Raw genomic sequence first — 13,794 nt, forward strand, 5'->3', positions numbered from 1 at the left:
TTCCTCAGCTGCGGAGACAGGCGGTCCTTCCAGGTTGTCACATCCTGGGGGCAAACGTGAAGGCAGGTTACGCAGGGGGAGGTACCCGGTCACCTGAAGTCACGGAAAGAAAAGTGACGACTACTCGCAACCGTTGTCCACTGAGGCGCGTTTATACGGGTGCAGCCCTTTGCTGACCCGCGTCAACCCCCGCGGAAGCGCACGGCGCCGCACCCCCAAGATGGAAACCTGTATAGGAGACTTATGTCCACCCTCAACAAGACCGGCCTGCGCCTCGCCGCGGCCGGAGCCGCCGCGGCGATCGCGCTCGCGGCCGGAGCCCCCGCCTTCGCGCAGGAGGAGACCCCGAGCGACGAGGCCACCACCCCGGCGGAGACGGAGTCGACCGAGACCGAGGCGACGGAGGAGGAGACCGAGACCGAGGACGAGAACGCCGGCGACGACACCGAGGTCGAGGACGAGAAGGACCCCGCGGCCGACGACGAGGTCCCCGAGCAGGAGGTCCCCGAAGGGGAGCTGCCCGCCGAGAACGAGGACGACGAGGACGAGGGCTGGGAGCACGTCTACTCCTACCAGTACCTCGACCAGCTCCTCCAGGGCGCGAACGAGGGTGAGTCCGTCCTCGCGCAGCCCGAGTTCTACGTGGAGGAGGCGGCCGCGAACCCCGAGCTGACCGCCGCCACCGTGCTCGTCTTCACCGACAGCATGAGCTTCAGCGACCTGCTCGAGGACGGCTCGTGGAACCTCACCCACCACGCGTACGCCGCCCCGATGTACGACAACTGCACGATCTGGGAGTGGGGCGCGACCTGCATCGTGACCGACTTCGAGGCCGAGGCCGGCAAGACCTACACCCCGTCCGAGGCGACCCCGCTGTACTACGACATCGTCGGCGAGGTCGACGAGGATGACGCCGCCGCCTACTACGCGGTGGACGTCGACGCGGCGGGCCTCGAAGAGGCGCTCGCCGAGGGCTTCTACGACCTCGAGTCGGACAACCAGTTCGAGCTGGTCGAGACCGAGGGCTCCGAGGGCGACTGGTTCTTCGACTTCGGCCTGTTCTACTTCGAGGCCGACCTGGTCCTGCCGGACGTCCCCACCGCCGACGAGCCGGGCCTCCCGGTGACCGGCAACTCCTCGATCATCATGGTCTCCTCGGCGGCCGCCGCGCTGCTCGCCGGCGCCGTGGTGTTCTTCATGCTCCGCCGCCGCAAGGCCGCGCAGCACTGGGAGTAGCCCGATCGCGTCGAGCGCTTGCGCAGAAGTGAGTTCCCAGTCACCTCGAACGCGCGCGCCGACGCCGGTTCACTCTGCGCCGCAAGGTTTCGCGGCGACGCACTGAACAGCGGCCGCCCTGGTCGGATGTCGACCGGGGCGGCCGTTGCGCTGCCCGGCCCAAAGGCTGGTGAACGGTGCCGAACGGGTGCAGCGGCCCCGGACGCGACGGGCATAGACTGGCCCCGTGACGTACCCCGAGAGGGCGGCCCGGCGGCTGCGGCTGCCGGCCGACGACCGCTCCCCCGCCGCCGCGCGCGCCGCCGTCCGCGCGGTGCTCGCCGAGGCCGGGCTCACCGAGCTGCTCGACGAGACGCTGCTGCTCACCACCGAACTCGCGACCAACGGCGTCGTCCACGCCGGCACCGACATCAACCTGACCGTGGCCGCCGACCCGATCGGCGTGCGCGTCACCGTCACCGACTACCGCTCCGGCGGAATCGACCCGCTCGACACGGCCATGCCGGAGGTCACCGCCGAAGGCGGCCGCGGCCTGCTCCTGGTGGACCGCTTCGCGTCCTCGTGGGGGACCACCCACGACGCGACCGGCAAGTCGATCTGGTTCCGCATCGACCGGGACCCCGACAAGCCCCCGGCGCCGCGGCCGGTCCCCGACTCCGGCCACCGCGAGCCCGAACCGGACCTCGCGCAGCTCGCCGCGCTCCTCACCGTCGCGCCCGCGCTCCAGTCGCGGCTGCCGGTCGACCAGATCGTCACCGAACTCCTCGCCCGCTGCCACGACGCGACCGCCGCCGACGGCGGCGCCATCGAGTACGACGCGGGCGACGGCACCGGCACCCAGATCATCGCCAAGTTCGGCGACATCGGCACCGCCTCCGTCGCGGTCCCGCTGCCGCTCACCGCGCCCGCGAACGGACGGCTCCTCCTCGCCGGGGAGCCGGTGCCGTCCTGGCGGCCCCTCGCCGAGCTCGTCGCCGAACGCGTCGCCCTCGCCGTCCAGATCGACCGGATGCGCACCGACGAGCAGCGCCGCTCCGGCTGGCTCACCTACCTCGCCGAGGCCGGGGAGCTGCTCGCGCACTCCCTCGAAGAGCACCTCACGGTCGCGCTCATCCCGCAGCTCATCATCCCGCAGCTCGGCCGCTGGGCCGCCGTCCACCTCACCGGCGACGGTGCGGGCCTGCGTCTGGCCGCGCTCACCCACGTCGAGGAGAGCGAACTCGAGCTGCTGCGCACCCGCCTGATCGCGGCGTCGCCGCCGCTCGCGGCCGCGCTCACCACCGACGGCTGGACGGGCATGGAACTGCCGGTGCCGCGCGGCCTCGACTGCATCGCCGTCCCGCTCTCGGCGCGCGGCGCCACGATCGGCGTCCTCACCGTCGGCCGCCACGTCGACCGGCAGCACTCCTCCGAGGAGCGCGCGGTCGTCGCCGACCTCGCGAAGCGGTCGGCGCTCGCGCTCGACAACGCCCGCATCCACGCCGAGCGCCAGGCCGTCGCCCACGAGCTCCAGGCCGCGCTCATGCCCGGGTCGCTCCCGGACGTCTCGGGCGTCTCGTTCGCCGCCGAGTACCTGCCCGCGACCGCGCGGCGCCTGCCCGGCTCCGGGCCGGGCCCCGTGGCCGGCACCGAGGTCGGCGGCGACTTCTACGACGCGACCGAGCTGCCCGACCACCGGCTGTGGGTCGCGATCGGCGACGTGTGCGGCAAGGGCGCCCAGGCCGCGGCCGTCACCGGCGTCGTCCGGGACGTCCTGCGGGTCATGGCCCGCGACGGCCGCCCGCTCCCGCGCGCCCTCGAACTGCTCAACGCCACGCTCCTGGAGCAGCCCGGCGACCTCCGGTACGCCACGATCGCGTCCGCGCTGCTCGACCGCGACCGCGACGCCGACGGCTCGGTGAACGCCACGCTCTGCCTGTCGGGCCATGAGCGCCCGCTGCTGCTGCGCGCCGACGGCGGCATCGAATGGGTCGGCCGCGAAGGCACCGCCGTCGGACTGTTCCCGGATGTCAAGGTCAACCCCGAGGAGGTCCGCCTCGGCATCGGCGACGCCCTCGTGTTCTTCACCGACGGCGTCACCGAGCGCCGCGACGGCGACGCCATGTTCGGCCACGAGCGCATCGAGCGGGCCGTCCGCGGCGCCGCCGGCAAGAACGCCCGCAGCATCGCCACGGCGCTCCTGGAGGCCGTCGAGGCGTTCTCCCCCGAGTCGCCCCGGGACGACATCGCGATCCTCGTCGTCCGCTGCGACCCCCTCTGACGGCCCGCTCCTCGGAGCACGGCAGGAGCCTCGGAATGCCGCGCCCCTCGGAAAGCCATGCCCCTCGGAATACACAGAGGCGCAAGCGAAAGGCCCCGCGAAACCGCTCGCGGGGCCTTCGACGTGTCAGTGCCCTAGTGCAGGATGGTGGTGGCGCCGTAGTACGAGTTGCCGTGGTGGAGCGGGACCACCTTGACGACGGTGCTCGAGTTCGGGGCGTGCACGATGTACCCGTTGCCGATGTACATGCCCACGTGCGCGAGCCCGTTGTAGAACACCAGGTCGCCCGGTTTCAGCTCGTCCTCGCTGATGCTCGCGGTCCGGCCGTACTGGGCGGCGGCGTTGTGCGGCAGGTCGATCCCGAGCTCCGCGTACGCGCCCATGATCAGGCCCGAGCAGTCCCACGTGTTCGGCCCGGCCGAGCCCCACACGTAGTCCTCGCCGAGCTGGTTGAGCGCGAACTTGACGACGGTGTACTCGTCGTCGGTCATCGCCGGCAGGTCGTACTCGTTGAAGCTGGGGACCTCTTCACCCGCGACGGTCTGCCACTCCTCGTTGAGCTCGTCGACCCGCTCGGTCAGCTCCTCGGTCTTCACCTCGAGGGCGTCCTGGTCGGCCTCGAGGTCCGCCTGGAGGTCGAGCAGGAGCTGGCTCTGGGTCGCGTACTCCTCGGAGGCGGCCCGGAGCTCCTCCATGAGCTCGAAGTTGTAGAGGTTCGCGGAGTTGAGCCGGTCGAGGCGCTCCACGAACGCGTCGGGGGAGCCGGCGTCCAGCAGCATCGCCGCGTCGCCGATCCCCTGGTCCACATAGGCGGACTGGATGTACGCGGAGAGCTGGTCGCGGAGCGTGTTCAGGTTCGCCTCGGCATCCTCGAGGTAGACCTGGGTCTCCTCGATGAGGTGCTGGTTGTCCTCGATCTCCTGCGCGAGCTGGTTGTACTCCTCGACGACCGCGGCGAGGTCCTCGTCGGTCTGCTCGAGTTCGTCGCTGATGTCGCCGGTGTCGCGCTGGCCCCAGGCGGGGGCGGAAGCGGCGGTCGAGACCAGGAGGCCGCCGATGATGGCGGCGGAGGTCCACTTGCGTCGGACAGACGACTGCTTCACGAGGAGGGTGCTCCTTCGGGATTCGGGAGGTCGGGATGCGTACCGGGGCTTCTCCGAGGGCGGGCCTCACCGGCGCGACTGGACGGCGCCGCGAGACCGAACATGAGCCTAGCGCGGCCGTTTTCGGTTCGGTAGACCCCCGTCGTGACAAATTCGCAGCGTAGCGAGGCTTCCACGGTTGGTGTGCCGCGCCTGTGAGTTGCCTGGGAGTTGGTACGATGGCCGGCATGACCTTCCAGTCGTGTCCCTGTCGCCGCTGTCACCAGCGCTGACCCGCCTGCGGCGGTTCGGCGCGCCCAGCCACCGACAACCGTTCCGACACACCGAAGGTCTTCCGCTCACATGCGCACGTCCGCCATGAATCCCGTCGCACCCGCCCGCCTCGGCCGCACGCTCGGCGACGGCGCCGTCCGCAGCGCTGCCGCGGGAGCCGCTCCCGGCGTCCTCGAGTCGGCTCGGCTCGAAGCCCTCGCCGGGTTCTACGCCGCGAACCTCACGCTCCGCCCGCGCTTCACCAAGGGCAGCCGCTGGGCGCGCCGGGTGCTCGCCGGGCCCGGCCACGAGGCGTGGCTCCTGGCCTGGCTTCCCGGTCAGGGCACCGACCTCCACGACCACGGCGGCGTCGCCCGCCCGGCCGCCGGTGCCGTCGCGGTCGTCTCGGGCCGCCTCACCGAGTACACGGTCGAACCGGGCGACTTCCCCGGCCTGCGGCGCACCGCGCTCGAGGCGGGCGGCATCGCGACGGTCGACGACCGGACGGTGCACGCCATGCGGAACGACTCCGACGAGCCCGCCGTGAGCCTGCACGTCTACTCGCCGGGCCTGGAGGCGATGCGGACGTACCTGCTGGACGAGACGGGCCTCGCCCCGGCGAAGATCCTGCGCGCGGGCGCGGACTGGTAACGGGCCGAACGTGAACGGAGGGCCTACCAGAAATCGGACATCGACGGGCCCCCGGTTCAAACCCTAGCCGCGGGGTGCGACGGCGACCTGTGGCAGCGGGCCCGCTCGGCGGAGCCGGCTCGAACGTGAACGGAGCGCCTACCGCAAAACGGGCATCGACGGGCCCCGGTCAAACCCTGGCCGCGCGGTCCGACACCGAGACCGGTCGACAGCCGGTCAGCGGCGGCGGGTGGGGGCTCCGGCTGCGGAGAGGACGTCGCCGACGGCGCCGGGGAGGGCCCGGGCGACGTCTGAGGCGGTGATCGTCCGGTGGTTCCTCCCGGCGATGCCGCCGGCGCGGCCGTGGAGGTAGGCCGCCGCGACCGCGGCCCTCACAGCGTCCATTCCGGACGCGAGCAGCGAGGCCATGAAGCCGGCGAGCACATCGCCCGAGCCCGCGGTCGCGAGCTGGGGCCGGCCGGTCGGATTAGCCCAGACCACGCCGTCGCTCGAGGCGACGACCGTGTGGTGCCCCTTCAAGAGCACGGTGCAGTTGAGCCGCTTGGCGAGCCCCGCAGCGGCCGCGCCGCGGTCCTCGCTCGGGGGCGAGCCGTAGAGCCGCTCGTACTCGCGGTCGTGCGGCGTGAGGATGACGGGCGCGTCCCGCTGCGCGAGCACCGACGGATACTCGCCGATGAGCGTGAGGGCGTCGGCGTCGAGGACGGCCGGAGCCGGGGAGTCGAGGACCGACCGGAGCTCGCCGAGCGCGGCCTCGTCCGTGCCGAGCCCGGGCCCGGCGAGCCACGCCTGGACCCGCCCGGCCTCCTTCACCGTGGCCGTGCAGACCACCTCGGGGTGGCCGCGGCGCACGAAGTCGCCCGCGCTGCCCGCGTACCGCACATACCCGGCGGGCCCGGCGAGGGCGCCGCTGGTCGACAGGACGGCCGCCCCGGGGTACTGCTCGGAGCCGGCGGCGACGCCGACGACGCCGCGCGTGTACTTGTCGTCGTCGGGTCCGGGCCGGTGCCACCACTGCGCGATGTCGGCCTCGGAGGCGACGCGGACCGCCGGGTGCGGGTCGAGGTGCGGCAGGAGGCCGATGTCGACGAGGACGAGCCGCCCCGTCAGGAGCGCGGCGCGGCCGAGCACGTGGCAGGGCTTGCGCGACCCGAACGCCACCGTCACGTCGGCGGTGACGGCGCTGGCGGGGACGGCCCCGGTGTCGACGTCGACGCCGGACGGGACGTCAACGGCCACAATGGTGTCGGCGTCGATGGACGAGAGCTGGTCGATGGCGCGCCCGGGGAGCCCGGGGCGGCCGCCGATGCCGAGGACGCCGTCCAGGAGCAGGTCGCAGTGGCGCGGCGGCTCGGCGACGAGGCGCCCGCCCGCGCGGGTGAGCGCGGCGGCGGCGACGGGGTGGACCCGCTCGCCCATGACGGGGACGGCGAAGACCCTGGCGCCGCGCTGGGCGAGCCGGGCGGCGGCGAAGAGCGCGTCGCCGCCGTTGTCGCCGGGTCCGGCGAGGACGATCACGGTGGAGCCGTACACGCCCGCTCGTGCGGTGCGGGTCGCGCGCTGCTGCTTCAGGAGTGCGGCGCATTCGGCGGCGAGGCCGGCCGCCGCGCGCTGCATGAGGGTTCCGGGCGGCAGCTTCGACATCAGCTGGGCTTCCGCGCGGCGGACCGCCGCTGCTGACCAGGCACCGTCCATGGCTGTTCCTCTCCGGAACCTCGTTGGCCGTCAGGCCGTTTCTGCGATCACCACCGCTGTCGCTATACCGCCATCATGCGACAGCGACACGTGCCAGCGCGAGACGCCACGCTGGGCGGCGACGGCGGCCACCGATCCGGTGATGGCCAGCGAGGGCCGGCCGTCGGGTGCTGAGAGCACTTGGCAGTCGGCCCAGTGCATGCCGCCGGGGGCGCCGAGGGCTTTGGCCACGGCCTCCTTGGCGGCGAAGCGGGCGGCGAGGGATTCGGTGCGGCGTCGGCGCCCGTCGGGGGTGCTTCGCTCGGCTTCGGTGAAGAGCTTTTCGGCGACGTGCGGGGTCCGTTCGAGTACGCGCTCGAACCGGTCCACGGCTACGACGTCTATGCCCACGGCGACGATCACCCGTCAAGAGTGCCACGGGATCGGGCGTCCCGCCCCTGTTCGGGCGGGTTCATCCGCGAGCGTGGGGTTCTGGTCGCCGCCCGGGACCGGGATCGGTGTGGACGGTGTGCGGACGGTGTGGGACGGGATGGGGCGGTCCGGTGTCAGATGCGTTGGGGCGGTAGGCCGGCGGCCGGAAGGATCGCCTGGTCGACGATGGCGGCGAGGTAGTCGTCGTCGGGGGCTTCGCCTGTGTCCATGATGCGCTTGGTGACCATGGCTTCGCCGATGTCGAGGACGACGGGGGTGAGGCGGGCGGGGTCGAGGGCCCCGCGGTCGGCGTAGTGGCGCAGGACGGTCTGGGTGAAGGTGCCGCCGTGCCGGTCGAAGACGCGTTCCCAGAGGGCTTGGACGACGGCGGGGTCGCGGGCGGGGTCGGCGAGGATGGCGAGGACGGCGCGGCCGGCGGGGCTGAAGCCCCAGTCGACCATGAGGCGGAGGGCGGCGATGAGGTCGCCGCGGAGGTCGTCGGCGCCGGGGGCGGGCTGTTCGCGGGGGTGGCGTTCGGCGAGGGCGTCGAGGAGGAGGTCGACGGGGTCGGACCAGCGGCGGTAGAGGGTGGTGCGGGCGGTGGCGGCGCGTTTGGCGATGGCGTCCATGGTGAGTCGGCCGGGTCCGGATTCGGCGGCTTCGGCGATGGCGGCGGTGTAGATGGCGTCGAGCAGGTCTTTGCCGCGCCGCCGTGTTCGGCTTTCGGACATGAGCCGCCCCCAAGTTTTAGCTACAGTCGTGTATCTTATCGTTTTAGATACAGTCGTGTACCTAAAACTCGTGGAGTCGAGATGTCACTCTCCCCGCCCGCCATTATGAGCACCCCCGTCGCCGAGCGCTCGCTCGCACCCGACCTGGCCAGGGGCGCGATGCTCCTGTTCATAGCCCTCGCCCACGCGCACATGTTCCTCGCGCACGAGACCACCGGGTTCCGCGGCTACGCCGTGGACGGCACCGCCCTCGACCGCGTCGTCGCCGGGCTCCAGGTCCTCTTCGTCGACGGCCGGGCGCTGCCGATGTTCGCCGGCCTGTTCGGCTACGGCCTCGCCCGGCTCGTCCAGCGCCGCACCGCATCCGGGGCCGACTGGCCGCAGGCCCGCAAGCTCGTGCGCCGCCGCTCCTGGTGGCTGCTCGCGTTCGGGGCCGCGCACGCGGCCCTGCTGTTCTTCGGCGACATCCTCGCCGCGTACGGGTTCATCGGGCTCGTCTTCACCGGGCTGCTCGCCGCGAAGGACCGGACGCTCCTGCGCGCCGCCTGGATCGTCATGGCCTGCCACGTCCTCGTCGTCGCCGCGCTCGGCGCCTCCGCCGAGGCGGCCGGGCACGCCAACTCCAGCCCGACCATCGTCGCCGACCCCGTCGAAGCGGTGGTCATGCGCCTCACGGTGTGGTCGGCGCTCACGCCCACGTTCTACGTCGTCTCGGTCGTGCCCGCGTTCGCGATCGGCATCTGGGCCGCGCGCCGCCGCGTCCTCGACGAACCCGGCCGGCACCTGCCGCTGCTGCGCCGCGCCGCCTTCGCCGGCATCGCGATCGGCGTGGTCGGCGGGCTCCCGCTCATGCTCGCCGACACCCAGCTGTGGCACCCCGAAGCGCCCGTCGCCGTCGCCATGTACGCGCTCCACTCCGTCACCGGCATCCCCGCCGGGATCGGGCTCGCCGCGTTCGTGGCCCTGGCCGCGGCCCGGAACGGCAACGGAGGCAACGGCGCCAAGGACACCGCGGGCCCCCTGACGCGGGCGCTCGCCGCGTGCGGGCAGCGGTCGCTCACCTGCTACCTGCTCCAGTCCGTCGCGTTCACCGCCCTGTTCACCCCGTACGCGGGGAACCTCGGGGCGGTGCTCGGCGACGCCGCGGCCTTCGGCGTGGCCGTCCTCATCTGGGCGGCGACCGTGGTCCTCGCGGCCTGGATGGCCCGCGCCGGGATGCGCGGCCCGTTCGAGGTGCTGCTGCGCCGCCTCACCTACGGCCGCATGTAAGTCAGACACGATAGGGCCCGGCCGCGAGCGCGGCCGGGCCCCCGGTTTCAGCGGTCGTCTAGCAGACGGCCGGCTCGTACCACGTGCACTCCCGGTCGCCCGGGATCTCCTCGGCGGCCGCTTCGGCCTCCTCGACGTTGCCGAACGCGGTGATCTCGGCTTCGGTCGAGGACGCGCTGTAGCCGGCGAGCGCGGCGACGATCTTGTCCTCCAGCGGTTTGACCGTACTGGCCAGGTAGTCGTTGAACACGATGCTGAAGACCAGTTCCCGGCCGTCGGCGTCGGTCACGTACCCCGAGAGCGCCGAGACCGAGGTCAGCGAACCGGACTTGGCGTGCGCGTTCCCTGCCGCCGGGGTGTTGCACAGGCGGCCGGCGAGGGTGCCGTCCTGGCAGGCCACCGGCAGCGCGTCGTAGTACGCGTCGAACCAGGGCGCGTCCTTGGCGCCGATCAGCAGGTCCGTGATCGCGTCCGGGGTGACCTGGTCGAAGCGGGACATGCCCGAGCCGTCGGCCTGGCGGATCGGGTCGGTGTCCACACCGTACTTCTCGATCGCGGCGTAGACGCCGGCCTTGCCGGAGGCGAAGGTGCCCTTGCCGGTGTTCGCGTACCCGATCGTCTTGAACAGGGCCTCCGCGTACGAGTTGTTCGACGGCTTGAGCAGGTCCGCGGAGAGCTGCGAGAGCGGGACCGACTCGTGGACGGCGAGCGACTCGCCCGCGCCCTGCGGGGTGGGCTCGCTCAGCCGGATGCCGCCGGTGAGGTCGATGCCGTTGTCGGCCAGCGCGTTCGCGAAGACGTCCGCGACGAGCGCGGTCGGGTCGATGACCGCGCGGGTGAAGTAGTCCGGGGTCTCCCCGGCCTTGACGGTCCCGGTGACGCGCAGCGTGTTGGCGTGCTCGTCGCGGTTGACCGACAGGTTCGTGGTCGTGCCGGTCGTCGCCTCGTTCACGACGGTCACGTAGTCGTTCTCGGGCACCATCTCGACCTGCACCGGGTCGCCGGCGGCGGCGCCGCCGGTCATGAACAGCCGGACGGTGCCGGCCCAGTGCTCGGCGCCCGAGCCGACGGTGAGCGCGGAGATCTCGGCGGCGGCCTGGTACTGGAGGTCGCCCCAGGCCCACTCGTCGCCGTGGCGGGCGGCGTCGAACGCGGTGTCGTCCGCGACGAGGTCGCCGTCGATCCGGCTGACCCCGAGGTCGGCGAGGTCCGCCGCGAGCCGCTGGTAGTCCGCTTCGAGCATGGAAGGGTCGCCCGAGCCGCGCAGATACAGGTCGCCGGAGACGACGCCGTCGACGGGCCGGTCGCCGAGGACCTCGGTGGCGAAGGTGAAGTCCTCGCCGAGGGTCTCCAGTGCGCCCGCGACGGTGGTCAGCTTCTGGTTCGATCCGGGGAGGCCGCGCTGGTTCCCGTTGTGGTCGTATACGACCTCACCGGTGGCGGCGTCCTTGACGATGATGCTCGACTGGGAGTCGGTGAGCTTGGGGTCCTGGAGGATCGCGTCGATCGCGGCGGCGAGCGCCTCGTCGCCGGTCTCCTGCGCCTGTGCGACCACAGTGCCCGCGAAGGTGAGAGCACCGGCGGCGGTGACCGCCACGGCGCTCGATATGAGGGTTCGTTTCTTCACAGCCGCAGTCTAAAAGCGGAGCGGACAGGGTTTGCGCGCATACGGCATGAAGTGCCGGATATCGCCGTTCCCGGGGGCAACGCGAGGGCGGCGGGGAGCGTACTCCCCGCCGCCGCGCCCGGTCAGCGCCGATCGGCAGTCCACTGTGCCAGTGTCGGGGCGTGCGGTCGGAGGCGGTGAGCCGCCGTCCCGTGCGGCCGTTCAGACTCGGTCGCGCCGCATCGCTGCGCCGCTTCGACCGCGCCGTCTCGGCCGCACCTGTTCGACTCTGACGCTGAAACCTCGCCGCCGCGACCGTGACGCTTCGACTGGGACGCTTCGACCGAGCCGCTTCGACTGGGCCGCTTCGGCCGCGCCTACTCCACCGTGACGGACTTCGCCAGGTTCCGCGGCTGGTCGATGTCGCGGCCCAGGGCCGTCGCCAGCTCGGCCGCGAACTCCTGCAGCGGGACCGCGGTCAGCAGCGGCGCGAGCAGCGTCGGCGACGCGGGCGTCTCGATCACGAAGTCGGCGTGCACGGCCGCGATCTTGTCGCCCTCCTCGCACACCGCGATCACCTTCGCGCCGCGCGCCTTCACCTCCTGGATGTTGGAGATGATCTTGTCGTGCAGAAGCGACCGGCCCCGCGGGCTCGGCACGATCGCGACCACCGGCGTCCCCGCCTCGATCAGCGAGATCGGGCCGTGCTTCAGCTCGCCCGCCGCGAAGCCCTCCGCGTGCAGGTACGCCAGCTCCTTCAGCTTCAGCGCGCCCTCGAGGGCCACCGGGTAGCCGACGTGGCGGCCGATGAACAGGACCCGGTCCTGGCCGGCGCACTCGCGGGCCATCTGCCGCACCGGGTCGAGGCCCTCGATGACCTTCGCGATCTTCCCCGGCGCCGCGACGAGCTCGTCGAGCACCGCCGACACCTCGTCGGCGTACTTGATGCCGCGCACCTGCGCGAGGTGCAGGCCGACCAGGTAGCAGGCGGCGAGCTGCGTCAGGAACGCCTTCGTCGACGCCACCGCGACCTCGATCCCGGCGCGCGTGTACAGCACCGCGTCGGACTCGCGCGGGATCGTCGAGCCGACGGTATTGGAGATGGACAGCACCCGGGCCTTCTGGTCCTTCGCGTGCCGCACCGCCATCAGCGTGTCCATGGTCTCGCCGGACTGCGAGATCGCGACGACGAGCGTCGACCGGTCCAGCACCGGGTCCCGGTACCGGAACTCGCTCGCCAGCTCGACCTCGCACGGGATCCGCGTCCAGTGCTCGATCGCGTACTTGGTGACCAGGCCCGCGTGGTACGAGGTGCCGCACGCGACGATGAACACCTTGTCGATGTCCCGGAAGTCCTGGTCGGACATGCGCACCTCGTCGAGGACGATCTGCCCGGACTCGTCGATGCGCCCGCGGAGCGTGTCCGCGACCGCCTGCGGCTGCTCGTGGATCTCCTTGGCCATGAACGTGTCGAAGCCGCCCTTCTCGGCGGCCGCGATGTCCCAGTCGACGCTGAACGGCTTGCCTTCGGACGGGCTCCCGTCGAAGCCGGACACGACGACGCCGCCCTCGCGGCTGATCGTCACGATCTGGTCCTGCCCCAGCTCGATCGCCTCGGTCGTGTAGGCGATGAACGCCGCCACGTCGGAGCCGAGGAAGTACTCGCCCTCGCCGAGGCCGACCACGAGCGGGGAGTTGCGGCGGGCGCCCACGACCGTGTCGGGGTCGTCCGCGGCGACCGCGAGGAGCGTGAACGCGCCCTCGAGGCGGCCGCACACGCGCGTCATGGCCGCGGTCAGGTCGCCGTCGACGCCGTACTCGCGGCCCAGCAGGTGGGCGGCGACCTCGGTGTCGGTGTCGGAGAGGAACTCGATCCCGGCGGACTCGAGCTCGGCGCGGAGCTGCCCGAAGTTCTCGATGATGCCGTTGTGAATCAGCGCGATCCGGCCGTCGGCGGAGAGGTGGGGGTGGGCGTTGCGGTCGGAGGGGACGCCGTGCGTCGCCCACCGGGTGTGCCCGATGCCGCAGCCGAAGTCCAGGTCGAGGTCGCGCTCGCGGAGCGCGGCCTCGAGGTTGGCGAGCTTGCCCGCGCGCTTCTCGACCTCCAGGCGGGTGTCCGCGGCGTCCGACTTGGCGACGAGCGCGATGCCGGCCGAGTCGTAGCCGCGGTATTCGAGACGGCGCAGGCCGTCGAGCACGACGTCGGTGATCTTCCGGTCGCCGACGTATCCAACGATTCCACACATGCGAGAAACCCTACCGCAGTTTCGCGCATCACTCATGCGCGGATCAGTAGGAATCGATCACACAGTTTGATCATTGGGGTGTTCGCCCTGCGTTCACCGCCTGGACGCCCCCGGTTGGGGCCGGCCGCACCGGGCGTTCACGTGTCGGCGCGCACCCCGGAACGCGCGCCTATCGCGCGACGCGGGCGCGCGCGCCGGCGGCACGGCCGCCGGAACGCGCCCGCTGAGGCGGCGACGAGCGACGAACCGGCAGGAGGCGGCGCGTCAGAGCCGATCCCCCTGGAAGCGGCGCCTCAAGACACGGCGCCTCAAGACACGACACGTCAGGACGCGACGC

The 13,794-nt window shown here is 72.2% G+C and carries 10 protein-coding genes; 4 read left to right on the forward strand and 6 right to left on the reverse strand.

Translation table 11 applies throughout. The features are described 5' to 3' along the window. Positions 1–243 precede the first annotated feature (243 nt). Positions 244–1,236, forward strand: coding sequence for an LPXTG cell wall anchor domain-containing protein (locus tag GFD30_RS09005; RefSeq protein ID WP_153024856.1), 993 nt, complete (start codon positions 244–246; stop codon positions 1,234–1,236). A gap of 226 nt (positions 1,237–1,462) precedes the next feature. Further along, positions 1,463–3,496, forward strand: coding sequence for a SpoIIE family protein phosphatase (locus GFD30_RS09010; RefSeq protein WP_322633090.1), 2,034 nt, complete (start codon positions 1,463–1,465; stop codon positions 3,494–3,496). 134 nt (positions 3,497–3,630) lie between these two features. Here GFD30_RS09010 and GFD30_RS27855 read toward each other — a convergent pair whose 3' ends face one another. After that, the gene (locus GFD30_RS27855) at positions 3,631–4,599 is read right to left on the reverse strand and encodes a C40 family peptidase (RefSeq protein WP_153024857.1); all 969 of its coding nucleotides are present in this window, start codon (positions 4,597–4,599) and stop codon (positions 3,631–3,633) included. 357 nt (positions 4,600–4,956) lie between these two features. Here GFD30_RS27855 and GFD30_RS09020 point away from each other — a divergent pair, with 357 nt between their 5' ends. Continuing rightward, positions 4,957–5,502: a cysteine dioxygenase gene (locus GFD30_RS09020; RefSeq protein WP_153024858.1), complete on the forward strand. Its 546-nt coding sequence runs from the start codon at positions 4,957–4,959 to the stop codon at positions 5,500–5,502. A gap of 216 nt (positions 5,503–5,718) precedes the next feature. Here GFD30_RS09020 and GFD30_RS09025 read toward each other — a convergent pair whose 3' ends face one another. From GFD30_RS09025 to GFD30_RS27525, 3 genes are all read right to left on the reverse strand, one after another. Further along, a complete protein-coding gene (locus tag GFD30_RS09025) occupies positions 5,719–7,194 on the reverse strand; it encodes an NAD(P)H-hydrate dehydratase (protein WP_153024859.1) in 1,476 nt (491 codons plus the stop codon). 30 nt (positions 7,195–7,224) lie between these two features. Further along, a complete protein-coding gene (locus tag GFD30_RS09030) occupies positions 7,225–7,596 on the reverse strand; it encodes a holo-ACP synthase (protein ID WP_322633091.1) in 372 nt (123 codons plus the stop codon). 143 nt (positions 7,597–7,739) lie between these two features. Continuing rightward, complete coding sequence (locus GFD30_RS27525; protein ID WP_153024860.1) at positions 7,740–8,336, reverse strand: TetR/AcrR family transcriptional regulator; 597 nt, start codon at positions 8,334–8,336, stop codon at positions 7,740–7,742. Positions 8,337–8,417: 81 nt separating this feature from the next. Here GFD30_RS27525 and GFD30_RS09040 point away from each other — a divergent pair, with 81 nt between their 5' ends. After that, a complete protein-coding gene (locus GFD30_RS09040; protein ID WP_153024861.1) occupies positions 8,418–9,605 on the forward strand; it encodes a DUF418 domain-containing protein in 1,188 nt (395 codons plus the stop codon). Positions 9,606–9,663: 58 nt separating this feature from the next. Here GFD30_RS09040 and dacB read toward each other — a convergent pair whose 3' ends face one another. Together dacB and glmS are read right to left on the reverse strand one after the other, a co-directional pair. Beyond that, the gene (gene dacB, locus GFD30_RS09045; RefSeq protein WP_153024862.1) at positions 9,664–11,232 is read right to left on the reverse strand and encodes a D-alanyl-D-alanine carboxypeptidase/D-alanyl-D-alanine endopeptidase; all 1,569 of its coding nucleotides are present in this window, start codon (positions 11,230–11,232) and stop codon (positions 9,664–9,666) included. A gap of 356 nt (positions 11,233–11,588) precedes the next feature. Next, positions 11,589–13,457 carry a glutamine--fructose-6-phosphate transaminase (isomerizing) gene (glmS, locus tag GFD30_RS09050; RefSeq protein WP_153024863.1) on the reverse strand — a complete coding sequence of 623 codons (1,869 nt, stop codon included), beginning with the start codon at positions 13,455–13,457 and terminating at the stop codon, positions 11,589–11,591. Positions 13,458–13,794 lie beyond the last annotated feature (337 nt).

Source organism: Glycomyces albidus (assembly GCF_009451885.1).
GTDB lineage: Bacteria > Actinomycetota > Actinomycetes > Mycobacteriales > Micromonosporaceae > Glycomyces > Glycomyces albidus.

Coding starts and splice junctions, on each gene's coding strand:
- GFD30_RS09020 (WP_153024858.1), top strand. CDS start 4,957: ATGAATCCCGTCGCACCCGCCCGCCTCGGCCGCACGCTCGGCGACGGC.
- GFD30_RS09040 (WP_153024861.1), top strand. CDS start 8,418: ATGTCACTCTCCCCGCCCGCCATTATGAGCACCCCCGTCGCCGAGCGC.
- glmS (WP_153024863.1), bottom strand. CDS start 13,457: ATGTGTGGAATCGTTGGATACGTCGGCGACCGGAAGATCACCGACGTC.
- GFD30_RS09005 (WP_153024856.1), top strand. CDS start 244: ATGTCCACCCTCAACAAGACCGGCCTGCGCCTCGCCGCGGCCGGAGCC.
- GFD30_RS27525 (WP_153024860.1), bottom strand. CDS start 8,336: ATGTCCGAAAGCCGAACACGGCGGCGCGGCAAAGACCTGCTCGACGCC.
- GFD30_RS09025 (WP_153024859.1), bottom strand. CDS start 7,194: ATGGACGGTGCCTGGTCAGCAGCGGCGGTCCGCCGCGCGGAAGCCCAG.